The sequence below is a fragment of the Acinetobacter ursingii DSM 16037 = CIP 107286 genome (assembly GCF_000368825.1).
Classification (GTDB): Bacteria; Pseudomonadota; Gammaproteobacteria; order Pseudomonadales; family Moraxellaceae; genus Acinetobacter; species Acinetobacter ursingii.
In genome coordinates, this window is record NZ_KB849713.1 from 1675 (window position 1) to 28113 (window position 26439).

The following is a 26439-nucleotide window of genomic DNA, read 5'->3' on the forward strand; positions in this document are numbered from 1 at the left end:
AACCGCTCTTTCTCTGATTTCAGGGGTATATTTTAATTTTGTCATCGGGATAGTCTCTCAGAATATTGACTCTCCGACAAACCCGGTACGGTTCACTCATCAATATAATTTACCCTGGAAAAAAATTAATCGTGTGAATTGCTACATATTTGACAAATTTTTCAGATAAGACCTTTGCTAAATCATCTTAGAATTAGCTGCATAATACTTATTTAAACATTGATTACAGAAAAAGTTAGTTGTTGGGAACTTAAAGTAAAGGTGGTACTTAAACTGGTTACTAAATATAGAATAGTCTCAATAATAAATATATAAAATAATAATTTACAATTTCATATGATGCGTATCATACGCATCATATATAAAGCTTTCTATTTTGATATAATTGATACAATCAACCCCTTATTAGGTTTCATTTAAATTCCATGAGTCTTACTGAAATTAAAGTTCGCCAAGCTCATTGCAAGGAAAAAACCTGTTTTTTATCCGATGAAGATGGGCTTAGCCTGAAGATTGAACCGAGTGGAAGAAAATCTTGGTGCTATCGCTATACAAATCCACAAACTAAAAAACGTCGACGCATTCAGTTAGGTCTTTATCCTGATTTATCACTGAAAAAGGCACGACAAGTCAGAGATGACTTTAAAGACAATAATTTCTGTTTTGAACATGATACTGCCTCTAATGTCATCACCTTTGGTAAGGTCGGGGAGGAGTGGTTACAGTTCAAACTGAAGAATGCTTTCAACGATCTACCCCGCTGTGGTGTACTACAGTTAGCAGAAAGATGCTTACAGCAAGATATTTATCCAGACCTTCAGGATTTACCTTTTCAAAACATCAAGCGTTATGACCTGGTTTCAGTAATCAAAAAAATAGAGGGACGCCAAGTAAAAGAACCTGTCAAGAAAGCTTGTAGTTATTTGAACCAAATTTATGACTACGCTGTAGCGATGGGTTATTGTGAATTCAACATCGCGCATGGTTTAAATAAAATCGCCATTAACAGTAAAATCAAGAAGAATTATCCGTATTTGAAAGCGGAGGATATATCTGATTTTAAGTATAAATTACAAAAATTGGATGCCCATCCGATTATTAAAAAAGCACTGATGTTTAAATTATATACTGGAGTGCGAGGGGCTGAATTGTTATTGTCTGAGCCTCATCATTTTGATTTAAATGAAAAAATATGGAAAATACCTGCCTTGCATATTAAACAGTTTCGACGAAAAGTCATATTAGGCCATGAGATTCCAGATTTTTTAGTTCCACTTTCAAATCAGGCTTTAGAGATTTTGAAAGACGTCATGCAGTGGTCATACGGTGAAAAATACCTTTTTGCTAGCCCTCGCAAACACAATCAACCGATTCATTTTAATACTCTAAATATGGCCATACGTAAGATGGGGTATGGCAAACATCAACTATCTTCTCATGGATTACGTTCAACTTTTAGTACCATTTTGAATGACTCAGGTTTGTTCCAAGATAATTGGATTGAGGCACAACTTTCACATATTGATAAGAACCGTACCCGTGCCAGCTATAATCACGCTGACTATTTAGCTCAACGGACTGAAATGATGCAGTGGTGGGGTGATTATTTAAGTAATGGCTAGGTGAGTATCATACTTTTATATAGAAAAACTCTCTGTACACGACAAAAATAGTGAACCGTACCCGGTTTGTCTGAGACTTTTTATTTAAGTTAGGCCACCTGAACTAATCGTTTATTCACACCTCGTTTTAGCCAATCATAAAAGCGTGAAACTGATACATGAAGTAATCGTGCCATCAAAATAATCGGAAATAAGTGTTTTGGGATTTCACATAGGCGTACCTTACTGACTTTATTTGGCAAAGTACGCTACTGCCTTTTTTAGAAATTCACGTTCCATTTCACCATTTCAGCGGATTTAAGCTGCTGTTTAAGTTGCTTATTTTTCTTCGAGCAAAGCGTTTAGATCAGATGAATACTATTTAGTACCAGCTAAAGTCCCTGCCTTTGCCTTATTATTCTAATGCGAAAGGGTCTGCATGGAAATGCCGAGTTCTCTAGCTGTTTTTAGATACATTGCCTTGAATGGCTTCTATTGCTTTGATGGTTTCAGCTTTAAATTCTGCCGTATACGTCTTGTGTTTCTTGCTCATGGTAAACTCCTGATGAGTATGTATGGTTTACCAAGTTAAAACCTCCTGTTTTTTCAGCACACATCACCTCGATGGAGTACCATCCACCATACAGTCAGTGTGGAATTTCGTAAATATTAGTTAAACGTCAGCGGATTATGATCTTATTCAGAATTATCAGACTATCCGGTAATCCCTCCCTGAAAATAATTTTTAAAAACAACTTAGGCTAATTGATAAACACTATCTGGAAAGATTAAAAGAAAATATTTTTTAATTTCTGCTAATTCGTTTAAGGTAGGTTCCCTTTCAAGAAGTTGAAATGTCCAAATAAGTACAGCCTGATGATTATCATAGCAAGTATTTACTCCAAGAAAATTAGCCATTCCGTAACTTCTATTGATGTTCATTTCTTTAATTAATTGATTTCCTAAGTCACGAGCTTGCTGGCTGATCAATAATTCATTTGGCAACATGGCTGTCATCTCCACAAAATAATCTAATACAGCTTCAATCCTTACATTTAAAAAGTTATAATTTAGTTGAAATAGATGAATTATGCTTTCTATAAGTTGTAATGATCTGCTGTAGGTTAACTATAGCAGGGTATTACTCAGTCAACAACTTAAAATAACTCTTAGTAGGTTATTTTTTTGTAAATTAATTGATATATGATTACTTGCAAGTTATCCAGCCTCATGGGCGATCGAAAAATTTTAAAATTAAGTGATGTAGTACGTGCGACAGGCATCAATCGCAATACGCTTACGAGTATGTATTATGATCGTGCTGTACGTATTGAATTGCCAGTCGCCGATAAGTTATGTAAATACTTTAACTGTACGATGAATGATTTGTTTGAGTTTAAGGAAGATGTTGAAGAAAAAGATTAACCAATACTTCGTTTGATAAGTTTTCGCTACAGGTCGGCTTTGTTGCACAAAGATTTGAAATGCAAAGCGCCCCTAATTGAGCTAAATTTAAGGCGTAATTTGGGTAAGTGGTCGACCTAATTCCGTAAATCTGTTGAGGACTGCTACACGTGCATGAATCTCATTGACTTGGCTATCAAAACGCCTTGCTCTGAGTTTATCTCCTAATAATTTAATGCAGTGCATCTTAGTTTCAACCAAACTTCACCGATGATAGCCTGATTTTTTCCATAGTGTCCTGCCTGAGAAGCACTGCTTCCAAGATTAACTGTTCGAAGTAATTCATTTCGATCTAGCGAGCTGCTCTTTGTATCTTTCCAAGGTTTCGCATTTTTTTCTAGGTGGAATCACCGCATGCGCTTGCCGATCTGCAATGACCTCACGGCATTGCTTGGTGTCATAAGCTCCATCGGTATAAACAGAGTCAATCTGCTCATCTTGTGGAATCTGATTAAGTAAATCACCAAGCACCTGTGAATCACTGACATTATTGGTTGTAAGCTGAATAGCGCGTATTTGTAGAGTTTTAGCATCTATGCCAATATGAAGTTTACGCCATTGGCGACGATATTCAGGTCCATATTTCTTGCGTTTCCATTCGCCCTCACCTAGAAACTTCATGCCTGTAGAGTCTATGAGTAGATGCAGCCCATCGCTACTTTTTTGGTAATTGATTGCAATATTAATATGCTTTTGTCTTCTACAAAGCGTGGTGTACGAATATCACTGATATTCGTAGCTGCTCATCCGCAAAGTTTAATCAGACTTTGCACAAAGCCAGTGACCATACGTAAAGACAGACGGAGTAAGGATTTAATCATTAAGCAGCATTGGATGGCTGCATCGGAGTAGGTTTGATTTCGCCCTTATTTTGCCTTTTGATGGAGCATACCATTGTGTAGCAGGATCAAACCAAATGGCAATATTTCCGCGATGAACGAGTGCTCGGTTATATGCGGGCCAATTGGTTGTGCGGTAAATTTTATGTGTAGGCTTCTTCATTTGAAAATTATATCGCTGAAAAAGCCTTTACAGATAGGTTTGTGCAACAAAGCCTCTATGAACTTAAAGTAACATGTTCTAAATTTAACATAATGGCGGTTTTACGAAATTAAAATGTTAGAACCCATTCAAAATGTCTATATTCTCACCAATAAAAATGTCTAGTTTATGATGGCTTAAACATCATGGACTGGATATGAAATATAGATGCTGATCACTATGTCTGACAAAGAAATTCAACGTCTTGCTGTTCTGCAAGACGTTCGAGATCATCGTATTACACAAGTCCGTGCTGCAGAAATTCTTAATCTTTCAACCCGTCAAATAACCCGATTATTGCACAAGCTAAAGCAAGATGGTGTTTCAGGCCTGATACATGCCAGTCGTGGTCAACCAGGTCATCGTCGCCATGATGATTTATTAAAATCGAAATTTTTTCTATTATTTCTGAACATCTGCTTGGATTTGGACCCACCTTGGCTCATGAGAAGCTCAGCAGCATGTTTGCCCTAGATATCCCGGTAGAAACGCTTCGGCGCTGGATGACGGCAAATGACCTCTGGATTCCTCGATCCAAGCGCCTTAAACGTCCATATCAGCCACACTATAACCGTGATTGCTTCGGTGAGCTAATCCAGATTGATGGCTCATATCATGACTGGTTCGAAGGACGCGCTGCTAAGTGCTGCTTGCTGGTTTATATCGATGATGCTACTGGAAAGCTGTTGCATCTGCGCTTTTGTGAGGCCGAAACGACCTTTGACTATATGCTTTCAACCCGAGCCTACATTGAACAATACGGCAAACATCTGGCCTTTTATAGCGACAAACATTAGGTCTTCCGAGTGAACCAAAAATCTAGCCTAAACAGCCAGATCACGCAATTTGGCCGGATTCTGAATGAGTTAAACATTGATATTATCTTTGCCAACTCACCACAGGCTAAAGGTCGCGTAGAACGCGCGAATAGAACCCTTCAAGACCGGTTGATCAAGGAGATGCGTTTGGAAGGCATCAGTTCAATTGCCGAAGCCAATGCATGGCTACCCTGCTTCATTGAGCACTTCAATCAGAAATTTGCCAAGTGTGCGAGAAACTCGAAGAATTTACATCTACCCCTAACCGAATCTAATCTTGAACTGGATGATATTTTTACCTGGCAGGAACCGCGTAAGGTCACGAAGAACCTAACCATCACGTATGATAAATGTATTTATATACTTGAACCGACAGAGCTGAATCATAAGCTTGCTGGGCAATACATTTCAATTCTAGAGTATCCAGATGGCACTTTGGCCCTCATGCATGAAGGACGAAAGCTCAACTACAGCATCTTCAATAAATTGGCTGGGCTGCAGCAAAATGAGATTGTTGAGAATAAACGGTTAGGTTCAGTCCTGGCTCATATCCAGCAACAGCATGAAGAGTTGGAAAAACAGAATAAACGTTCCCGTCTCAAGAAGAGTATGCCAAGTCGTAAAGCTCAGAAAGCTGTTATTGAACAAAGAAATTTAAATCCTGTGCTTGACTCTTGCAGTTAAAAACAGGACATTTTAAATGGTTTATCGCATAGACATTTTAATTGGTGAATAACATAAAAAATCCTAGACTCAAATCTAGGGTTTAAATTTAAAAAAATACATAAAAATTAATAACATGGTATTAATATTATCCCATTGTAATTTGTTTCAATTCTAATGAATTATGAAACTCAAAATGTAAATAATTATCAAATATTTTGTATTTAAGCCAACTGTTACTTTCTCTTTCGGGGGTTCCAAATAAATTAGCTACAGATTGCATCGTACTTTTGTGATTAATACCTGTGATCAGATTTTCTAAAAATGGGTATGGGTAATATTCTTCATTCTCTTTGACGTAGATGAAAATGGTATCTAGTATCTGATGTTCATTAAACCTGAACGTAATACCTCTCTTAAAAAATTGCCAATAGGATAGCTTTTCTCCACCAAAATTAGTCTCTAATGAGTCAAACTCACTTGCAACAAGAATAACTGCTTTCAAAATATCTGAACTTGACTCTTTAGTTCCAAGACAAGATAAAAAAACCTCTACATCACCTGAAAAATTCACTTATGACATACCTAAATCAAAATTTTCTTTATCCTTTGGTTTTTATCAGGCGGATTCAAGCGATGCAACTAAGTGTAAGCCCAAAATAGAAATGTCTATATTCTCACCAATAAAAATGTCTAGTTTATGATGGCTTAAACATCATGGACTGGATATGAAATATAGATGCTGATCACTATGTCTGACAAAGAAATTCAACGTCTTGCTGTTCTGCAAGACGTTCGAGATCATCGTATTACACAAGTCCGTGCTGCAGAAATTCTTAATCTTTCAACCCGTCAAATAACCCGATTATTGCACAAGCTAAAGCAAGATGGTGTTTCAGGCCTGATACATGCCAGTCGTGGTCAACCAGGTCATCGTCGCCATGATGATTTATTAAAATCGAAATTTTTTCTATTATTTCTGAACATCTGCTTGGATTTGGACCCACCTTGGCTCATGAGAAGCTCAGCAGCATGTTTGCCCTAGATATCCCGGTAGAAACGCTTCGGCGCTGGATGACGGCAAATGACCTCTGGATTCCTCGATCCAAGCGCCTTAAACGTCCATATCAGCCACACTATAACCGTGATTGCTTCGGTGAGCTAATCCAGATTGATGGCTCATATCATGACTGGTTCGAAGGACGCGCTGCTAAGTGCTGCTTGCTGGTTTATATCGATGATGCTACTGGAAAGCTGTTGCATCTGCGCTTTTGTGAGGCCGAAACGACCTTTGACTATATGCTTTCAACCCGAGCCTACATTGAACAATACGGCAAACATCTGGCCTTTTATAGCGACAAACATTAGGTCTTCCGAGTGAACCAAAAATCTAGCCTAAACAGCCAGATCACGCAATTTGGCCGGATTCTGAATGAGTTAAACATTGATATTATCTTTGCCAACTCACCACAGGCTAAAGGTCGCGTAGAACGCGCGAATAGAACCCTTCAAGACCGGTTGATCAAGGAGATGCGTTTGGAAGGCATCAGTTCAATTGCCGAAGCCAATGCATGGCTACCCTGCTTCATTGAGCACTTCAATCAGAAATTTGCCAAGTGTGCGAGAAACTCGAAGAATTTACATCTACCCCTAACCGAATCTAATCTTGAACTGGATGATATTTTTACCTGGCAGGAACCGCGTAAGGTCACGAAGAACCTAACCATCACGTATGATAAATGTATTTATATACTTGAACCGACAGAGCTGAATCATAAGCTTGCTGGGCAATACATTTCAATTCTAGAGTATCCAGATGGCACTTTGGCCCTCATGCATGAAGGACGAAAGCTCAACTACAGCATCTTCAATAAATTGGCTGGGCTGCAGCAAAATGAGATTGTTGAGAATAAACGGTTAGGTTCAGTCCTGGCTCATATCCAGCAACAGCATGAAGAGTTGGAAAAACAGAATAAACGTTCCCGTCTCAAGAAGAGTATGCCAAGTCGTAAAGCTCAGAAAGCTGTTATTGAACAAAGAAATTTAAATCCTGTGCTTGACTCTTGCAGTTAAAAACAGGACATTTTAAATGGTTTATCGCATAGACATTTTAATTGGTGAATAACAGTGTTTTTAATATTACTTTAAGATCAGTATCTTATCGTTATTCATACCCTCTGGAACGTTCTCGTTCAACCGACTTGGAAACAAGTCGGTTTCTTTTTAAGTAAAACTGTAACTTTTAGCCAATAAAATTGATCAAAAAACATTCGTTTTTGCATTTTTTCCTGATTTCTCAAGGGTCACAGTTCATAAATAATCCCCAATTTCTGCGGACAACTCTTGGGATAAAATAGGCCAACTTTGTAAGCTAAAACTTACATGAATTTAAGATTTTTGAGGATTGGTAATCCAAAGCATTAGCCCTATGATGAATACATAAGGGAACTGGATGTTTCCAGAAAACAAGAATAAGAAAATAGCGCAAGGAATGGGCAGCACGAGATCAGTAAGACGAGCACCCCGATATGAAAAAGCCCGACAGGATGTCGGGCTTTTTTATTGCCTTATGATTTTAATTTCACTTTGACTTTACAAGATTTAATGTTAAGATATATATCAATGATATATATCTTGGTTTCGGGAGGTAATTATGGAAATTGCGAAAGTATTTCAAACTGGTCGCAGTCAGGCTGTTCGCTTGCCTAAAGCCTTTCGCTTTAATGGCACGGAAGTGGCCATCAAAAGCTTCGGTCGTGGTGTATTACTCATGCCCATCGACAATCCTTGGGATGTCATGTTAGAAGCAATAAATGAGTTTGAGGTTGGATTCCAATTGGAGCGAGCTGATCAAGGCGAACAGCTCCGTGAGGAGTTCAGATGATTTACCTCTTAGACACAAATATTTGTATCTATGTCATCAACAATAAGCCTCAACAAGTTTTTGAGCGCTTTAAGCAATATCAACTCGGCCAGCTTGCGATTTCGAGTATCACGGCATCTGAGCTGGCTTTTGGTGTAGAGAAGTCTGGATCTGAACGCAATAAACAGGCGTTAAACAAGTTTTTGTCACCTTTAGAGATTCTTCCTTACGATGAACAGGCGATTTGGCATTACGCCAAATTACGCCAGAATCTTCAATCTACAGGTAAACCGATTGGCAGCTTAGATATGCTGATCGCTGCTCATGCTTTGGCATTGGATGTTGTATTAGTTACGAACAATACAAAAGAATTTGAACGAATTGATGGTCTGAAGCTAGAGAATTGGGTCTAATCGCTATATCTAGCCCGCCCTATGCAGGGCTAGAATTCGTATAAGAGATTTATGTTAAATGGATACAGCTTTTGAAAATTTTAACTTTGAATCAGAGATTTCATTTTTAATATGACGCAGATTCAAATCCCAAGTGCAACACATTTGTAGTCAGTTGAAAAAGTTAGGTGTATTCATAGAATCATTAGACTTTTTCAACTCGCAATTGGAAAGCACACAATGAAGAAATACACCCAACTTTCTCAAGATGAAAGATACGAAATTTATGCTACGTTGAAAAGTAAAGGCTCAATCGCCTCCCTTGTTCGGGAGTTAGGACGTTCACGATCAACCATCTACCGTGAATTAAAAAGAAATACTGGGCAACGTGGATATAGAGCTCAACAGGCAGCTAAATTTGCAAGTCAAAGACGGTACCGTCCTTCATCATCAATGACAGCATTTGCCTTCGCTTATATTGATTATTTGATTGGTTTGGACTGGTCACCAGAACAAATTTCAGGTGCTTTAACACAACGCGGTTGGCTGGATGTACCTTCACATGAGTGGATTTACCAGTACATTTATCAAGATAAATCAAAAGGCGGTAAACTCCATCTACACTTAAGGCATCAGAAGAAATATCGAAAACGCGGTTACAAAAACACGGATCGTAGGGGTCAAATCATTGATAAAACAAGTATTCACTGCCGAGACCAGGTCATTGATCAACGACAACGTTTAGGAGATTTCGAAGGTGACACGGTGATTGGTAAACATCATAAAGGTGCTTTATTAACCCTTGTTGATCGAAAGAGCCTGTATGTACATATTGTTCATTTAGGATCAACGAGAGCATCCTCTCAAACGATTACTTGTGCGTTAGATCGTTTACGAATGAGCCATGCTTATAGTGTGACATTTGATAATGGTAAAGAATTTTCCGAACACAAAAGAATTACCGATGCTGGCATAGAGACGTATTTTGCTGATCCTTACAAGTCTATTCAGCGAGCTAGAAATGAAAATACGAATGGTTTAATCCGTCAATATCTGCCAAAATCATCATCGTTTGATGGCGTGTCAAACGAACAAATAGAGCAGATAGAATTTGCACTCAACCATCGTCCTAGAAAAACACTAGGTTGGTATACACCGAGTGAAGTTATGGCTGGTTTTTATACTGTTGCACTTGCCGCTTGAATCCGCCTGATAAAAACCAAAGGATAAAGAAAATTTTGATTTAGGTATGTCATAAGTGAATTTTTCAGGTGATGTAGAGGTTTTTTTATCTTGTCTTGGAACTAAAGAGTCAAGTTCAGATATTTTGAAAGCAGTTATTCTTGTTGCAAGTGAGTTTGACTCATTAGAGACTAATTTTGGTGGAGAAAAGCTATCCTATTGGCAATTTTTTAAGAGAGGTATTACGTTCAGGTTTAATGAACATCAGATACTAGATACCATTTTCATCTACGTCAAAGAGAATGAAGAATATTACCCATACCCATTTTTAGAAAATCTGATCACAGGTATTAATCACAAAAGTACGATGCAATCTGTAGCTAATTTATTTGGAACCCCCGAAAGAGAAAGTAACAGTTGGCTTAAATACAAAATATTTGATAATTATTTACATTTTGAGTTTCATAATTCATTAGAATTGAAACAAATTACAATGGGATAATATTAATACCATGTTATTAATTTTTATGTATTTTTTTAAATTTAAACCCTAGATTTGAGTCTAGGATTTTTTATGTTATTCACCAATTAAAATGTCTATGCGATAAACCATTTAAAATGTCCTGTTTTTAACTGCAAGAGTCAAGCACAGGATTTAAATTTCTTTGTTCAATAACAGCTTTCTGAGCTTTACGACTTGGCATACTCTTCTTGAGACGGGAACGTTTATTCTGTTTTTCCAACTCTTCATGCTGTTGCTGGATATGAGCCAGGACTGAACCTAACCGTTTATTCTCAACAATCTCATTTTGCTGCAGCCCAGCCAATTTATTGAAGATGCTGTAGTTGAGCTTTCGTCCTTCATGCATGAGGGCCAAAGTGCCATCTGGATACTCTAGAATTGAAATGTATTGCCCAGCAAGCTTATGATTCAGCTCTGTCGGTTCAAGTATATAAATACATTTATCATACGTGATGGTTAGGTTCTTCGTGACCTTACGCGGTTCCTGCCAGGTAAAAATATCATCCAGTTCAAGATTAGATTCGGTTAGGGGTAGATGTAAATTCTTCGAGTTTCTCGCACACTTGGCAAATTTCTGATTGAAGTGCTCAATGAAGCAGGGTAGCCATGCATTGGCTTCGGCAATTGAACTGATGCCTTCCAAACGCATCTCCTTGATCAACCGGTCTTGAAGGGTTCTATTCGCGCGTTCTACGCGACCTTTAGCCTGTGGTGAGTTGGCAAAGATAATATCAATGTTTAACTCATTCAGAATCCGGCCAAATTGCGTGATCTGGCTGTTTAGGCTAGATTTTTGGTTCACTCGGAAGACCTAATGTTTGTCGCTATAAAAGGCCAGATGTTTGCCGTATTGTTCAATGTAGGCTCGGGTTGAAAGCATATAGTCAAAGGTCGTTTCGGCCTCACAAAAGCGCAGATGCAACAGCTTTCCAGTAGCATCATCGATATAAACCAGCAAGCAGCACTTAGCAGCGCGTCCTTCGAACCAGTCATGATATGAGCCATCAATCTGGATTAGCTCACCGAAGCAATCACGGTTATAGTGTGGCTGATATGGACGTTTAAGGCGCTTGGATCGAGGAATCCAGAGGTCATTTGCCGTCATCCAGCGCCGAAGCGTTTCTACCGGGATATCTAGGGCAAACATGCTGCTGAGCTTCTCATGAGCCAAGGTGGGTCCAAATCCAAGCAGATGTTCAGAAATAATAGAAAAAATTTCGATTTTAATAAATCATCATGGCGACGATGACCTGGTTGACCACGACTGGCATGTATCAGGCCTGAAACACCATCTTGCTTTAGCTTGTGCAATAATCGGGTTATTTGACGGGTTGAAAGATTAAGAATTTCTGCAGCACGGACTTGTGTAATACGATGATCTCGAACGTCTTGCAGAACAGCAAGACGTTGAATTTCTTTGTCAGACATAGTGATCAGCATCTATATTTCATATCCAGTCCATGATGTTTAAGCCATCATAAACTAGACATTTTTATTGGTGAGAATATAGACATTTCTATTTTGGGCTTACACTTAGTTGCATATTCCTGCATAAACATACCACCCATTCTTGTTCGTAACGTACCAGTCGTTCCTTTCGTAATGAGCCGAAAATGAATAAACCACAAACATTAGATACACAATTTAAACTTAGATTACCAACAACATTAAAGTTAAAAATTGAAAATGAAGCTCAAGGCTTGAAACGATCTATGAATGCTGAAATTGTGGCACGATTAGAAAATAGCTTTAACTTTAAAAAATTAGACAATAATAGTGTATTGAACCAATATCAACTTATTGATCGCAAGAAAGAACTATCAAATCGCTTAACTAAAGCAATAGAGTTGTTTAATTCATTACAGGTAAAAGAAATTAAATATACACACATTGCTGAACAACTAGGATATGAAACTGCTGAACCTGTATTAGATTGGATACAAGGTAAACATGAACCATCTTTCCATCAACTTCGAGAAATAGCAGAGTATCTAAAGGTTAATCCGTCTTGGCTTGTACATGGTGATGGTGAAATCAGCACTTGAATAATAGTACCATTATAGATACTATTTAGAGATTGGAATTATTGGGCATATTAATGGCTAATATTGATCAACTCATAGAGCAAATGCGGAATAATCCAAAAAATATTCGTTTTGTGGATTTAATCAAGGTTTGCAAACAGTATTTTGGTGAGCCAAGACAAACAGGTGGTAGTCACACCGTATTTAAAACACCGTGGCAAGGCGATCCTCGTATAAACCTTCAAGATGATGGTGGGAAAGCTAAACCATACCAAGTGAAGCAAGTTTTGGCTGCACTCGATAAACTTAACGTATTGTGAGGTGGAAAATGGATAGTAAGCAATATACTTACCGTGTTATGTGGTCAGCAGAAGATAATGAATACGTTGGACAATGTGCTGAATTTCCATCATTATCTTGGCTTGATGCAGATCAATCTAAAGCATTTTCAGGTATTGTTAATGTTGTTGCTGAGGTTGTAGCCGATATGATCAGTAATAATGAAAAAGTACCAGTGCCACTTTCAGAGAAGAAATATAGTGGTCGTTTTGCTGTACGTGTTCCATCAATGGTTCATCAAAAACTAGCATTAGAAGCAGCAGAACGTGGTGTAAGTATGAATCGTTTAGTATCCGCAAAATTAGCTATGTAACCAGTTAAAAGGATATGAGATTTTGTCTCATATCCAAGTGGTTCAAGAAATAGGAATGACTGGTATGTTACGAACAGGAATAGGTGGTCGTTTTATCCAGTATTTTGCACGGTAGTGTTCAAAAAACTGTGTCATTTCCTTAAACTGTTAAAAACAGGAATGATGCATTATGGCAACTACATTTGATTTTGAAACAGCCTTAAAGCAACTCCAGTCAGGACAAGCACTGACTGGAGAAAATGGCATACTCACCCCTTTAATTAAACAACTGACCGAAGCTGCTCTTGAAGCAGAAATCGAGAATTACATTGAAGCGAATCCGAAACAAGGTAATCGCCGCAATGGCTATACTCGCAAGACCGTAAAATCTACATCAGGTTCATTTGAGCTTGAAACCCCTAGAGATCGAAATGGTGAATTTGAGCCACAGTTAGTTAAAAAGAACCAGACCAAATTATCAGAAGAAATTGACAATAAAATCATATCACTCTATGCACTTGGTATGAGCTATCGTGATATTCAAAAGCATGTTGCTGATATGTATGGATTGGAGATTTCAGATGGTGCTATCACCAATATTACAGATAAGCTCCTCCCTCAGTTACAAGCATGGAAACAACGCCCACTCGATACAATTTATCCCTTTGTTTGGTTAGATGCCATACATTACAAAGTGAAGGATAAAGGTGTTTATGTGAGCAAAGCGATCTATACCATTTTAGCTTTAAATGTTGAAGGTAAGAAGGAACTACTCGGCTTGCATTTATCGGAAAGCGAAGGGGCGAACCATTGGCTTAGTGTACTGACAGACCTACAAAATCGTGGTGTTCAGGATATTCTGATTGCCTGTGTAGATGGACTAAAAGGTTTCCCCGAAGCCATAGCAGCGATTTACCCTCAAACAGAAATACAACTGTGTATCGTTCATCAAATCCGTAATTCCTTACGCTATGTTGCCAGTAAAGATCAGAAGCCATTTATGGCTGATTTAAAGCCAATTTACCGTGCTGATACCAAAGGAGCGGCAGAAGTAGCACTGGATGAGCTAGAAGCAAAATGGGGCGAAAAATATGGTGTGGTCATTCAGTCGTGGCGTACCAAATGGCATCTACTATCCGCCTATGTCAAATATCCTAAAGCGATTAGGAAGCCGATTTACACCACCAATGCCGTTGAAGCCGTACATCGTCAATTCCGTAAACTAACCAAAACCAAAGGAGCTTTCCCCAATGAGGATAGTCTGATGAAATTACTGTATATTGGTATTCAACAGGCATCAGAAAAATGGACAATGCCTATTCAGGAATGGGGACAAACGATTACTCAATTATCCATTTACTTTGAAGGTCGATTAGATGATATAATTAAAATCTAGTCAAATTTACTGACACAGAATTTTGAACGCCCTCTCTGGACAAAATGACCCCAGATGAGTTTTACTATGACCAGCTACCACAACAAAATAAGGTAGCTTAACTAGAGCAGAATATCACTTATAAATAAGCTTTTAGTTGTTCAAACATGTGGGACCACCTCTCTTCTTTAGCGAATTCATTTAAAGGCTATTTATTCACTTTTCATAATAAAAGTGCTCAGATAGATATCCTATCACTCGTATTGTGAAGAAATTATCTTATAAGATTTGACTTCAAAAATTACATATCGCGCTCTAAAGTCAAGTCTTTAAAATGAGCAGTGTGCAATATAAAAATCATTCAAATGCACTAAAAAACAGTTTGTGAGAGAGGAATAGTAGATGAATACGCGATCTACCATTATGGATACCAATAGCTTCCGTGCCGAGCATGCGAGTGCACTAGATTCTGAAACCCGAAAACTGACCGATCGACGTAGCCAAAATTTAGGTGAATCTTACCGCTTGTTTTATCGAAACCCAGTGCATCTTGTAAAAGGGCAAGGACAATACCTTTGGGATGCTGCAGGCAATCAATACTTGGATGCTTATAACAATGTCGCTAGTATAGGACATTGCCATCCTGCGGTAATCAATGCCGTAAATGAACAAATGCAAATGTTGAATACACATACTCGTTATTTACATGAGCGCATTTTAGATTATACCGACGAACTTTTAGCGACCACACCGACTGAAATTAACAAAGCCATGTATATGTGTACGGGTTCTGAGGCGAATGATTTGGCCATTCGTATTGCCCGTGAATACAGTGGTGGTACGGGTATTATTGTGTCGCAAGAAGCCTATCATGGTACTAGTGATCTTACTTCGGGCTGTTCGCCTGCGCTTGGTACAGGACAGACCTTAGCTGCTACAACTCGTTTGGTGGCAGCACCTGATCAATATCGTTTTGAGGGTGAAGATTTAGGTGACTGGTTCGCCGCGCAAATTCAAGCACAAATTGATGATATGAATGCCAATGGCATCAAGTTTGCAGGCTTCTTAGCCGATTCCATTTTTTCATCAGACGGGGTAATACCAAATCCTATTGGTTTCCTGAAAAAAGCAGTGGATGTAGTGCATGCCAATGGTGGTATTTTCATTGCTGATGAAGTACAGCCTGGTTTTGCTCGTACAGGCGATTCTTTTTGGGGTTTTGGGCGTCATGGTGTGGTGCCCGACATCATTACCACAGGCAAGCCGATGGGCAATGGTATTCCAGTATCAGGTTTACTCGCGAAAGATCATGTGTTGTCTGCGTTTAGTCAAAAAATCCCTTATTTCAATACCTTTGGGGGGAATCCTGTGGCGATGGCAGCGGCGCAGGCCGTGCTGAAAACTATTCAAGAAGAAGAGTTACAAGCCCATAGTCAGCGCCTTGGTGGTCTACTTTTGACAGAATTGCGTAAGCTGATGGAAAAGTATGACTGTGTTGGTGATGTGCGTGGTGCTGGTTTATTTATTGGTTTCGAATTGGTACAAGATCGTTTCACCAAAATGCCTGATAAAGCTCTGGCACTGGATTTGATTGAAGAATTGCGTAATACGCATCGTGTGCTGACCTCTGTTGCGGGACCATATGGCAATGTCTTGAAGTTACGTCCACCATTGGTGTTCCAAGAAAAGGATATTGATTGGTTGGTTGGAGCATTGGATCAAGCCTTAAGTAAACTGCAAAAATAAACTTAAATGTCATACATATTTAACCCCGCTCAATGAGCGGGGTTTCTTTTTTATTGATGTCTTACCACTTAATGTCGTAATTGGCGTGGTGTACAGCCAAACCAACGCTTGAATGCACGGGAAAAGGCACTGACTTCGGAATAGCCTAATAAAAATGCTACTTCAGAAATCGGTAAATTCTTCTGTTGAATATAGTGTTTGGCCAGTTCATAACGAACTTGATCAATTAGTTGAGTAAAGGTGATGTCGTGTGATTTTAAGCGCCGTGATAAGGTACATGGACTCATATGTAAATCTAGTGCAACTTTTTCCAAGTTGGGTTCACCATGAATCAAATCTTGCTGAATGTGTGCACGGACTTGATTGGTTAAACTTTGTGACTGCGATTGCGTATTCAGAATTTTTAAAGTGTCGAGCATCATGGTGAGCAGCAACGGGTCCGACTGTGGCATTGCGGTTTTAAGGTCTGATTTGGCAATCAAAATTGAATTGAATGGCTGATCAAAAAACACTGATGCATTAAACAGTTTACTGTGTTCTTGCCAAAACTCGGGACGTGGGTGTTCAAAATGAATTTCGCGTGGTGAATAGTGTGTGCCCAAGACTTCACGAATTACATTCATAAACATGCCCACTGTGAGTTCGGCATCTTGTCGTCGCGATAAAATTGCACCATGCTGGACTTGGTAGTCGAAACGATAGGCATCATTGACTTCAACCATACGGCATAAAGTATCTTTTTGATGCAGATTAAAATGTGAGGTCATGTTCTTTAATGCATCTTCCAGCGATGCTGAACATAAACCAATATAGCCAATCAGTCCTAAAGCTTTGGGATGAAATTGCTGTCCATAATGCAGTCCGAAATTATCGCAATGTGATAGTTTTGCGGATTGTTCCAAGACTTCGCAATAATTGGTGAGTTGCAAACTGAGGGTGGGGCTGAGCAATAATTCAGGATTAATACCACTGATCCCAAAAATGCGATCGACATCGGCACCTTTATGCAGAATAAAGTCACTTAGGCCTGTCGCGGCAGCTGATAAAATGCCTTGGTTGCTGATGTCTTGAGCGTTGATGGAGAGAGGATTAAATTGAATCATGCATAGCCTCTTTTAATACAGAACCGTTATTGTTCTAAATTAAGCAAGAGCTATGCCATTCAATGCTTTACGGTTTGCTTCTGCCTACAGGTATTTTTTTATATACCTGCTGGAATTTGGTTGTTAAGATATTTTTTGCAAAGTCGCACAGTTTCATCCGACCATTGAGCTCCCAAACTTTTGGCCATGTCGGTATAGGCATGTGAACCGAACCAAGCCATCAATTGGATTCTACGTTGCATAATAAAGGTGGGAACCAACGCATACTCTTCTGCACTCACATGCCCAATTTTTTCATAACCATTCAACCATTGTTCGACCCACTTGGGTGCAGCAGTATAGTGTTCATTAAAACTAATTGCTGCAGCTAAGTCATGCATAAACCAGCCCATGCCGCAGTCGTCAAAATCAATCACACCAACCTTTTTTTCATTCAACAACAGATTGGTCAGTCTGAGGTCAGCATGGATCAGCCCATAGTGATCTTTGGACTTCCCAAATTGATTTAGCTCGGTGGCAACACGGCAAATTGCCTCATCAATCACGGCATGATCTACCGATTTTAACTGTGGGGCATGACGCCAGTCACCCCAATGTCCATCGGCAAAAACCATACTTTCATGATCCCAAACAATACGTTGGAAGTAGGCTGGCATCTCCCATGTTTTACTGTGCAGGTGCAGTTGTGCTGTGATTTCACCCAACTGCTTAAAATCACATGGATCGACATTATCTGCTGTAGGCATTACACCTTTCACCCAATGAAAGAGCACTGCATGCCTTGAAATATCTGGACTGAGTGCCAATGTTTGGACTTTATCTCCATGACAGTCGGCAATGGCAATCGGCACCGCGATGCCATGCGCATTTAACGCATCTAACCATGCTAGTTCACTTTCGATTTGTTGTTTGGAATGATAATTGGGACGATGAATGCGTAGTGCATATTGTTGTTGAGCGGTTTTCACAACAAAGGTGGCATTTTCAGATTGGCAGAGTAATTTGATCTCGCCTTGATAGCATGCTGGATAGGTTTGCATGGCTTTTTTTGCCAATTCGTAGAGTTGTTGAATGCTTAAATATTCATTTTGTTGGACGCTCATGTTGTACTCCTTTTCATGCTGATCTTGGGTGCGGAGTCCCAGACTTTGAGCTGATCTTATAAAAGAAAAAAAAGAGCAACTTGACTTCAAGCGACTATGCTCATGATTTATTGTCAAGTTTAAAGCCGATATTTCACCGATATTAAAGTGGTCGAATTTGGTGAAAAGGTGATCGAGCATCATGAAAAAACACAAAATGAGCAACAAACATTTGCACCTCAAGGAAAGACGTAGAATGAAATTAAAGACATTAACGACAGCAATGATTTTAGCAACTGTACCAATGACGGGGGCATTTGCCGCTGCTCTAGATCGTTCAGGTCAGTCAATCTCTGCATTCTTGCAACCTGGTAACTATTTTGAAGCAGGTATTTCTGTATTAGATCCAGATGTATCTGGTAAAGCTAATGCTAATGGCTCATCACTATCTGACATGGGTGATGATTATTACTTCCCTAGCGCGGCACTAAAACTACAAGTTACTGATCACTTCTCGTTTGGTTTACTTTACGATCAGCCATTTGGTGCTGATGCTACGTATTCAACTACTGATTCAGCTTTAGCGCTAAATGGGTCAGGATTATTTCATAATGGTACCGAGCCAACTGAAGTTGAAGTAAAGTCACAAAGTATTTCAATGATATTTGGCTACCAACCAACTGAAAACTTTAATTTCTATGCTGGTCCTGTTTATCAAACCATTGAAGGTGATGTTCAACTTCGTGGCTTAGCATACGATGGAAGTGCTACTTTTGGTGGCTATAATGCAAGTATTAAAGAAACTGGTGATATTGGCTGGTTAGCTGGTGCGGCTTTTCAAATTCCTGATATTGCATTAAAAGCATCTGTTACATATCGCTCTGAAATTGAGCACTCTGTAAATGTTAAAGAAAGTTTTAATTCAGCTGGTCTATTTGCTGGTTTAAATGCAGCACCTTCTCTAAATACAGATATCACGACCCCACAATCTGTAAACCTAGATTTCCAAACAGGCATCATGGCAAATACAGTTGCTTTTGCTAATGTTCGTTGGGTTGATTGGTCAAATTTCTCTATTCAACCTTATAAGTTTGGTTTAGCAAGTAAAAATGCACTTGTACAAAGTCAAAGTGGTAAGCCTGAATTTGATCTTGTTGCATATACTGACGACCAAATTTCTGCAACAGTAGGTGTTGGACGTAAGTTAAATGATCAATGGGCAGGTAACGTTTCTGTAGGTTGGGACTCTGGTGCAGGTAATCCTGTAGACACGCTAGGTCCAACAGAAGGTTATTGGAATGTAGGTTTAGGTGCTCAATTTAGCCCAACACCACAAACTTTCATTGCTGGCGGCGTGAAATACTTTTGGTTAGGTGATGCTAAAGCCCAAACTGGCGCTCAGTTTGATACAGCAGGTTATGTAGCAGAATTCAAAGATAACCATGCAATCGCATACGGCCTAAAAATGGGCTACAAATTCTAATTATTAATGCTGAAAAAACCATCTGTAAAGATGGTTTTTTCTTTTTCAACAATGACATCTACGCTCTTTTTTATACACTTGTGATTCATTTGAGCAACAAATAAACACTTAAACATTTTGCATAATATTCAATCAGCCACTCAGCATTTAAAAATAAATCCATATAAATCATAAAATTAATATTTTTTTTTAGTGTTTTTACTCTACACAAGTATATTTTTTAACTTTTCAGTTCATTTTACAACCGTAGTTGAGCATTTACTCTTTTTGTATTTATGTTACTTTTCGTGCCAATTTTAGAAAGTAATAAACTATTGTCAGATGGATCGGGTAAAGCATAAGACAAAGATTTATTATAAAAACGCTCAGAACTATCAAATGGATTAGATTGCACAAAACTAATAATACAGCCACATAGTAAATTTTCACTCCTTAAACGGCTTACGGCATCCTGAACATAAAGCGTAATTGCTTCTTTAAGATCCTCACGGCTATAAACTTTCTGGCCAAAGGAACGGCTTGCTATTATTTGTTTTTTTGCTTTAGGACTTTGCTCAATTTCAATACAAGAGATTCCCTGTAATTCTAATAATGTTCTGTGCATGACTATAGAAAATTGATCTCTAATTATTAAGGGGGAAGAACAGACAAAATCTAGAACTGTATTTACGCTTAGGCTATTCAGCTTTTTAGTATGCTTTCTACCAATACCCCATACTTCACTAACTTCTATAGACTGATATAAGCCCTCAATTGAACAATAGTCCATTGAAACAAGGTTACATACACCTTTTAAATAACTATTCTTTTTAGCGATATGATTAGCCAGTTTTGCTTCTGTTTTAGTCCGACCAATTCCAATACAGGCTGGCAAACCTAGCCAACGTGTGAGCCGATCCAGAATTAAATGAGCATAAGCAGTTAGATCATAATTTGAAGCATAAGCAGTTAGATCTAAAAAGCATTCGTCAATCGAATAAATTTCTTGTTCTTGAGGTGTAACAAATTCAGCTAGGACTTTTATAAATCTACGGGACATTTCCGCATATAGAGCATAATTACTCGAAAGGACTGTAATGTTGTGCTGCTCTACAAGATCCTTGAGTTGAAAAAAAGGTACGCCCATCTTTATGCCTAAGTCTTTAACTTCTTGTGAACGAGCCACAGCACAACCGTCATTATTAGACAATACGATTACTGGCTTATTATTTAGACTTGGATTAAAGACACGTTCACAACTTACATAACAGTTATTAATGTCTACTAAAGCAAAGATCTTATTTTGATTTTCCATGTAGATTAGACCAATAGGATTAGATTATTTATGTTTCCTAAATGGCTTAATGACAAATGTCACTACACCCCATATTAATAATTCTTGGCAATCATTAAGGTGAATATCGTCATAATCTGGATTTTCTGCTTTAAGCCAACACTTATCACCTTCAACCATTAACCGCTTAACGGTGAACTCATTGTCAATTAAGGCAATAACAATATCTTCGTGTTTAGCTTCAAGACTTCGATCCACTGGACTGCTCCCAGTATCCTAGACACGAGACGGCCTCATTTTGAAGCTGCCTCAAAGGCTTCTGGACTCATCCCATCGAGATGCGAATGACGCCTGATTCGATTGTAAAACATCTCGATATAATCAAATACATCTGCACGCGCCATTTCTCGTGTTTTATAGATCCTCTTTTTAATTCTTTCCTTCTTTAAGCTGCTAAAAAAGGATTCAGCAACAGCATTGTCCCAACAGTTTCCACGACGACTCATACTCGGAACTAAATTATGCTTCTGACAGAATTTCTGCCAGTCTCCGCTACTGTATTGTGAGCCTTGGTCTGAGTGTATGATCACAGGTTCATTGGGTCTGCGTCGCCATACCGCCATTAAAAGGGCATCCAAAACGATATCCTTGGCAAGCGTAGGTTTCATTGACCAACCGATGACTTTCCTTGAATATAAATCGAGAACCACAGCCAGATATAACCAGCCTTGCCAAGTGCGGATGTAGGTAATATCAGTCACCCACGAGGTATCAGGTGTGTTTACAACAAATTCTCGATTTAAATGGTTAGGTGGCACAATCTGAGGACGACCACGACCATAGCTTTTATGCTTCTTATATCCTCGAACAGCGGCAATGCCATTGTTCTTCATGATCTTCAGCACACGATTCGGTCCACAGCTTTCACCTAGCTCTTTAAGATCCAGCGTGATGCGACGATAACCATAGATACCATAACTGGCATCATAAGAAGAACGGATCAGTTGTAATAACCGTTTGTCTTCAATTGTTCTGCCTGATTCGGGTTCATGTAGCCAGGCATAATAGCCAGCACGAGCAATCTTAAGAACCCGACACATCGTCTTAATCTTAAATTGATGGCTGTACTCAAGGATAAACTGATACTTTACTCGGGCAGGCTTGCAAAGTACCTTGCGGCCTTTTTTAAGATATCCCGCTCTTCTTCAGTTTGCTTAAGCTGACTTTTAAGACGAAGGATCTCTTTCTTTGCTTCGAGTAGTTCATGTTCATCAGGGTTGTTGCGTAAAGGCTGTACGGCCTTTAGCCATTTATAAATGCTGTGCTGTGATACACCTAAACGTTCTGCCACATCAGTGACAGAATATCCACGTTCAGTAATCAATTTAACAGCTTCTTCTTTAAATTCTGGGGTGTATCGTTGTCCACTCATAATGTTCTCTCCTATGCAAAAAGAATAGACGAAATTTGTCTAGGAGAGTGGTGGCAGTCCATATCTAACTAAAAGGTGTCTACAAAATCGGTGGCTATTCATTCAATGTTTCTCACATTCTCATTTGGACTGGTGCTGTAAATGTAAGTAGTGAGTCACTTGAAGATGATAGTAAAGGTGGTTTTCATATGAGAGGATTCCACGGTATAACACCTGAAACTGAAAATACATGTCATTATTTTTGGACGATGGCTACAAATCCCTTTGATGACTCTAAGAAAGAAGAAATTAAAGAGAAAGTAATTCAGCAAACCATTCTTACTTTTGATGAAGACAGAGAAGTCATCCATCAACAGTATCTAAATATGCAAAAATTTCCTAATCGATCAGATATAGATATTCATGTCGATGTTGCTGCAAATAGAGCGAGGAAAATTATCGAAAAATTGCTAAATCAGAGTAATGTCCAAAGTTAATTTACTAATTAATAAGGATGAACTCTCTAGAATGTAATTAAAAAAGGAATTTTACTATGGAAAATCATGCTGATCATTTAGTTAATGATTACGATCATAAAAAAGATTATAAGTGGATCAGTCAGGCCATCGAAAGCCTTGATCCAGCAGTGGATTATGCCGAGATTTGGAGATTATCTACAAATTATTATATCGATGATTTTGTGATGAATCTTATTTATACCCTTGGTATTCCAGCGTTTACTCAGCCTCCTGAGGGTAGTATCGTAATGGGTGTGTCAACCAAAAAAGCGGTTAAACAGCCGCAAAAAAGGGCAGATGACACTTTACAACATTTCTGGTTTTGGTTTGAATTTGGTCCAGATCATCCAAATATGAAAGCTTCACTAGCGCATGTAAACTTAGTCCATGAATCTTTATCAAAAAAAAATCCAAATACTTTTGTTAAACGTGATGTAATTTATACATGCTGTTGGATTGCATGCATGTTCCATAGATTAAAATTATCTTTAGGCCTCAATGGGTATTCCGAAAAACAGAAGATAGCTACAAACATTTATTGGAAAAAAATTGTAGCAATGTTTTGGAGTGAAGATGGACTTCTTACGGTAATCCTCCCATAAATAACCGAAGTTAAAAGTAGAGGTTAAGCAGCCATTAGAGGTGGCTTTCCTTTGTTAGCTTGATGTGGTCTTTCATGGTTGTAATGCCACAACCAGTTTGTTGCATAATCTTGTACTTCATCCAAAGTATCAAATAAATGCTTGCTCAGCCAACTATAACGTATGGTCCGATTATAGCGTTCAATATACGCATTCTGCTGGGGCTTACCCGGTTGAATATATTCAATACGAATACCGTACTCAGTAGCCCAGCGCACAAATTCGTGACTGATAAATTCGGGACCATTATCGCATCGGATCACTAACGGTTTTTCTCTCCACTCCAGCAATTGATTCAACGTACGAATAACCCTGATTGTGGGCAATGAGAACCCTGCTTCAATGGCTAGGCCTTCGCGGCGGTAATCATCAATCACATTCAATAATCGAAACTTGCGACCATCGGAAAGCTGATCATGCATAAAATCTAATGACCAAACCTGATTTTCTCGGATTGGTTCTTTCAATGGTTCAGGCGCATGCCGTTTTAGTCTTCTTCTCGGTTTAATACGCAGATTCAGTGCCAACTCACAGTAAATGCGGTAAACCCGCTTGTGATTCCAGCAGCAACTCTCAACATGCCGTAAATACGAGAAGCACAAACCAAAGCCCCAATCGGAATTTTCCTCAGTGAGTTCAATGAGCTGTTCAGCAATGAGTGCATTGTCATCGCTGAGTTTGGCTTGATAGCGGTAGCAGGTTTCACTAATGCCAAATGCTTTACAAGCCAAACGAATACTAATGGCATGCTGGGCAACTGCCTGTTGTGCCATCTTACGCCGGCAAGATGGCTTTACCACTTTTTTGCCATCGCTTCCTGGATGATTTCGGCCTTTAATCGCTCTTCCGCATACATCTTTTTAAGTCTGGTATTTTCGGCTTCTAGCTCTTTCAGTCGAGCCATTAATGATGTATCCATACCACCATATTTGGCACGCCATTTATAAAAGGTAGCATTACTCATGCCGTGTTCACGGCAAAGGGTCGCTACAGGTGTGCCAGATTCTGCCTGTTTCAAGATGGACATGATCTGACTGTCAGTAAATTTAGATGTTTTCATGCAGAATCTCCTGCTCGTATCTTAAGAGAAAATTCTACTTTTAGATCCTATTATTTTTAGGGGGGATTACCATGCAGTAATCCCACCCAGAAAAAATGCTAAACCTTGGAAAGATACAAAGATTAGCTCGTTAGAACGCAATGAACTACTTCGAACAGTTAAACATTTGGGCAAGACTATATGGAAAAACTGGTCTGGCTATCATCGCCGAAGTTTGGTTGAAACCAAGATGCATTGCATCAAATTATTAGGCGATAAATTAACATCAAGGAGTTTCCCTAGTCAGGTGAACGAGATTCATGCACGCGTAGCAGTCTTGAATAAATTCACAGAATTAGGTCGCCCTCATACCCAAGTTGCCACTTAAATTTGGCTCACTTAGGGTGGCTCTGCCTTTCAAGCCTTTGTGCAACAAAGCCTATTGCAGATATCAAAAACACATAAATCTAAATTTTTGCAGATACATTTTGAACTAGGCATCCATAACATATCCCTACAACTAGATGACGAATTTTCTTCATATTATAAGATCCTTTGTAAAATTTAACTTTTTTATCGATTAGAATCGATAGCCTATTCCCAAATATGTGACAATCGGATTAATATCAATCCGTGTTTCAGTATAAACTAGCTCACGACCAGTATTAGCATCATTGACATATACTTTTGCCTTGCTATCCATCGGCATATATGACACCGAACCAACGACAAACCAATTTGAATTAAGATCATAGGTTGTCCCTAATGTGAGAACAGGTGCAAAAACATCTGTAGTCTTAACTTTAACTACAGGTGATGCGGAAGACGGTTTACCCTCGATACTAGGACCTGCTTCACCATCAAGGATATTCTGAATCATATGTCCCGAAGCAGCAACTTCAGCTTCAATTACAGAATTCAATTTAAGACTGCCAAAATGGGCGTATACTAGACCTGCACCAACATAAGGTCTTAATTTATTTTCTCCAGTTTTACCAAATTGATAATGTAATTCAACTGCGGGTAGCCACGCCCGTGCTGTAGAGGCACTGCTTCCCTGCTCTAAATTGGTAATATACGTGTCCCGTTTTAGCTCAATATCACCCAGTGGCGTGATATTTGTACCACGTAACGGTGAGTATGTTGTACCAACTCCCTTAATACGTACTTTAGGTGGAATACCACCTTTTATTTGCAGTGATAAATTATCGGTAAAATGATAATTAAACATCATTCCAAAGGCATCCCCTTTTGTCGCCTCTAACCCTGTCCCATGATTTGTCCAGCTTGCTAGGCTATCGACCTGAACTGAACCAGTGACTGCTGCTGGAACGACATCAGCAGGGAAGGACATGATGGTGTCATATAATGCAGGATTAGATTCACGTACAGCAGCATCAGCCACAACTGACTTGGACACATCCCCCACTCGATAGGTGCCACTTTTAGCTGCTGAAATGACATCCATGGAAGTCACGGCACCTTGTGGCATGGTATGCAACCATCCCGCAGAAACTGAAAATCGCTTAAAGCCCTCATCACTTTTCAGGCTAAAATATTTTGAAT

22 protein-coding genes and 8 pseudogenes are annotated in these 26439 nt (G+C 38.9%); 17 read left to right on the plus strand and 13 right to left on the minus strand.

From position 1 onward, the window contains the following. Positions 1-425: 425 nt before the first annotated feature. On the plus strand, positions 426-1622 hold the full coding sequence (locus F944_RS02620) for a tyrosine-type recombinase/integrase (RefSeq protein WP_004986438.1): 1197 nt from the start codon (positions 426-428) through the stop codon (positions 1620-1622). 98 nt (positions 1623-1720) lie between these two features. Here the strand turns inward: F944_RS02620 and F944_RS17175 are convergent. Further along, positions 1721-2154 (minus strand): annotated as a pseudogene (locus tag F944_RS17175) (transposase); the annotation flags it as partial. A 203-nt stretch (positions 2155-2357) separates the two neighbouring features. Beyond that, positions 2358-2609 carry a hypothetical protein gene (locus F944_RS02630; RefSeq protein WP_004986445.1) on the minus strand — a complete coding sequence of 84 codons (252 nt, stop codon included), beginning with the start codon at positions 2607-2609 and terminating at the stop codon, positions 2358-2360. A 195-nt stretch (positions 2610-2804) separates the two neighbouring features. Between F944_RS02630 and F944_RS02635 the strand changes: the two genes are divergently transcribed. Further along, entirely contained in the window at positions 2805-3026 is a 222-nt protein-coding gene (locus F944_RS02635; protein WP_035245357.1) for a helix-turn-helix domain-containing protein, read from the plus strand. 321 nt (positions 3027-3347) lie between these two features. Here the strand turns inward: F944_RS02635 and F944_RS17365 are convergent. Beyond that, positions 3348-3773, minus strand: a pseudogene (locus F944_RS17365) (IS5 family transposase); the annotation flags it as partial. Positions 3774-3808: 35 nt separating this feature from the next. Continuing rightward, a complete protein-coding gene (locus F944_RS17445) occupies positions 3809-3886 on the minus strand; it encodes a hypothetical protein (RefSeq protein WP_261484713.1) in 78 nt (25 codons plus the stop codon). 388 nt (positions 3887-4274) lie between these two features. Between F944_RS17445 and F944_RS16595 the strand changes: the two are divergent. Then, positions 4275-5608: pseudogene (locus F944_RS16595) on the plus strand (ISNCY family transposase). A gap of 127 nt (positions 5609-5735) precedes the next feature. Here the strand turns inward: F944_RS16595 and F944_RS02660 are convergent. Continuing rightward, positions 5736-6161: a hypothetical protein gene (locus F944_RS02660; protein ID WP_004986461.1), complete on the minus strand. Its 426-nt coding sequence runs from the start codon at positions 6159-6161 to the stop codon at positions 5736-5738. 165 nt (positions 6162-6326) lie between these two features. Here F944_RS02660 and F944_RS16600 point away from each other — a divergent pair. From F944_RS16600 to F944_RS02695, 5 genes and pseudogenes are all read left to right on the plus strand, one after another. Continuing rightward, positions 6327-7660 (plus strand): annotated as a pseudogene (locus tag F944_RS16600) (ISNCY family transposase). Positions 7661-8240: 580 nt separating this feature from the next. Beyond that, the gene (locus F944_RS02680; RefSeq protein ID WP_000401521.1) at positions 8241-8471 is read left to right on the plus strand and encodes an antitoxin; all 231 of its coding nucleotides are present in this window, start codon (positions 8241-8243) and stop codon (positions 8469-8471) included. Continuing rightward, positions 8468-8863 (plus strand): type II toxin-antitoxin system tRNA(fMet)-specific endonuclease VapC, encoded by a 396-nt coding sequence (vapC, locus tag F944_RS02685; protein WP_000639719.1) that lies wholly within the window; start codon positions 8468-8470, stop codon positions 8861-8863. Before F944_RS02680 ends, vapC begins: the two co-directional genes overlap by 4 nt. A gap of 219 nt (positions 8864-9082) precedes the next feature. Further along, entirely contained in the window at positions 9083-10045 is a 963-nt protein-coding gene (locus F944_RS02690) for an IS30-like element IS18 family transposase (RefSeq protein WP_004986464.1), read from the plus strand. A gap of 55 nt (positions 10046-10100) precedes the next feature. Further along, the gene (locus F944_RS02695) at positions 10101-10526 is read left to right on the plus strand and encodes a hypothetical protein (RefSeq protein ID WP_004986461.1); all 426 of its coding nucleotides are present in this window, start codon (positions 10101-10103) and stop codon (positions 10524-10526) included. Between the two features lie 127 nt (positions 10527-10653). Here F944_RS02695 and F944_RS16605 read toward each other — a convergent pair. Then, positions 10654-11987 (minus strand): annotated as a pseudogene (locus tag F944_RS16605) (ISNCY family transposase). A 173-nt stretch (positions 11988-12160) separates the two neighbouring features. On the opposite strand from F944_RS16605, the gene F944_RS02715 reads away from it, so the two are divergent. The 5 genes from F944_RS02715 to F944_RS02735 all read left to right on the plus strand — a co-directional run bounded on the left by F944_RS02715 (position 12161) and on the right by F944_RS02735 (position 16323). Then, a complete protein-coding gene (locus F944_RS02715) occupies positions 12161-12592 on the plus strand; it encodes an Arc family DNA-binding protein (protein ID WP_004986465.1) in 432 nt (143 codons plus the stop codon). 53 nt (positions 12593-12645) lie between these two features. Beyond that, positions 12646-12891 (plus strand): hypothetical protein, encoded by a 246-nt coding sequence (locus F944_RS02720; RefSeq protein WP_004678286.1) that lies wholly within the window; start codon positions 12646-12648, stop codon positions 12889-12891. A gap of 8 nt (positions 12892-12899) precedes the next feature. Further along, the gene (locus F944_RS02725) at positions 12900-13223 is read left to right on the plus strand and encodes a type II toxin-antitoxin system HicB family antitoxin (protein WP_004678285.1); all 324 of its coding nucleotides are present in this window, start codon (positions 12900-12902) and stop codon (positions 13221-13223) included. 169 nt (positions 13224-13392) lie between these two features. Next, positions 13393-14598, plus strand: a complete 1206-nt coding sequence (locus tag F944_RS02730) for an IS256 family transposase (protein ID WP_004986466.1) — start codon at positions 13393-13395, stop codon at positions 14596-14598. Positions 14599-14979: 381 nt separating this feature from the next. After that, entirely contained in the window at positions 14980-16323 is a 1344-nt protein-coding gene (locus F944_RS02735; RefSeq protein ID WP_004758963.1) for an aspartate aminotransferase family protein, read from the plus strand. A 68-nt stretch (positions 16324-16391) separates the two neighbouring features. Here the strand turns inward: F944_RS02735 and qhpR are convergent, their stop codons facing one another. Both qhpR and F944_RS02745 read right to left on the minus strand, forming a co-directional pair. Further along, entirely contained in the window at positions 16392-17426 is a 1035-nt protein-coding gene (gene qhpR / locus F944_RS02740) for an AraC-like transcriptional regulator QhpR (protein WP_004681105.1), read from the minus strand. A 98-nt stretch (positions 17427-17524) separates the two neighbouring features. Next, positions 17525-18529, minus strand: a complete 1005-nt coding sequence (locus tag F944_RS02745) for a phosphotransferase enzyme family protein (protein WP_004681103.1) — start codon at positions 18527-18529, stop codon at positions 17525-17527. 235 nt (positions 18530-18764) lie between these two features. On the opposite strand from F944_RS02745, the gene F944_RS02750 reads away from it, so the two are divergent. Beyond that, the gene (locus F944_RS02750; protein ID WP_004986468.1) at positions 18765-19991 is read left to right on the plus strand and encodes an OmpP1/FadL family transporter; all 1227 of its coding nucleotides are present in this window, start codon (positions 18765-18767) and stop codon (positions 19989-19991) included. A 286-nt stretch (positions 19992-20277) separates the two neighbouring features. Here F944_RS02750 and F944_RS02755 read toward each other — a convergent pair. The 3 genes and pseudogenes from F944_RS02755 to F944_RS02765 form a co-directional block, all read right to left on the minus strand. After that, positions 20278-21285, minus strand: a pseudogene (locus F944_RS02755) (Y-family DNA polymerase); the annotation flags it as partial. A gap of 24 nt (positions 21286-21309) precedes the next feature. Continuing rightward, positions 21310-21522 (minus strand): annotated as a pseudogene (locus F944_RS02760) (LexA family protein); the annotation flags it as partial. 35 nt (positions 21523-21557) lie between these two features. Beyond that, a protein-coding gene (locus F944_RS02765) for an IS3 family transposase (protein ID WP_092586050.1) occupies positions 21558-22696 on the minus strand; the annotation gives its coding sequence in 2 pieces (ribosomal slippage) (positions 21558-22438 and positions 22438-22696; 1140 coding nt in all). Positions 22697-22782: 86 nt separating this feature from the next. On the opposite strand from F944_RS02765, the gene F944_RS02775 reads away from it, so the two are divergent. Together F944_RS02775 and F944_RS02780 are read left to right on the plus strand one after the other, a co-directional pair. After that, positions 22783-23172 carry a hypothetical protein gene (locus F944_RS02775; protein WP_228200829.1) on the plus strand — a complete coding sequence of 130 codons (390 nt, stop codon included), beginning with the start codon at positions 22783-22785 and terminating at the stop codon, positions 23170-23172. Between the two features lie 56 nt (positions 23173-23228). Continuing rightward, positions 23229-23795, plus strand: coding sequence for a hypothetical protein (locus F944_RS02780; protein WP_004986481.1), 567 nt, complete (start codon positions 23229-23231; stop codon positions 23793-23795). A 23-nt stretch (positions 23796-23818) separates the two neighbouring features. On the opposite strand, the gene F944_RS02785 is transcribed toward F944_RS02780, so the two are convergent. Then, positions 23819-24894 (minus strand): IS3 family transposase gene (locus F944_RS02785; RefSeq protein ID WP_101433652.1). Its coding sequence is split into 2 segments (ribosomal slippage): positions 23819-24642 and positions 24642-24894, totalling 1077 coding nucleotides; the frame shifts between segments, so codons are not numbered across the junction. 70 nt (positions 24895-24964) lie between these two features. Between F944_RS02785 and F944_RS16610 the strand changes: the two are divergent. Then, positions 24965-25261 (plus strand): annotated as a pseudogene (locus F944_RS16610) (transposase); the annotation flags it as partial. A gap of 192 nt (positions 25262-25453) precedes the next feature. Here F944_RS16610 and F944_RS02795 read toward each other — a convergent pair. After that, positions 25454-26365, minus strand: coding sequence for an OmpW/AlkL family protein (locus F944_RS02795; protein ID WP_004986483.1), 912 nt, complete (start codon positions 26363-26365; stop codon positions 25454-25456). Positions 26366-26439: the final 74 nt, after the last annotated feature.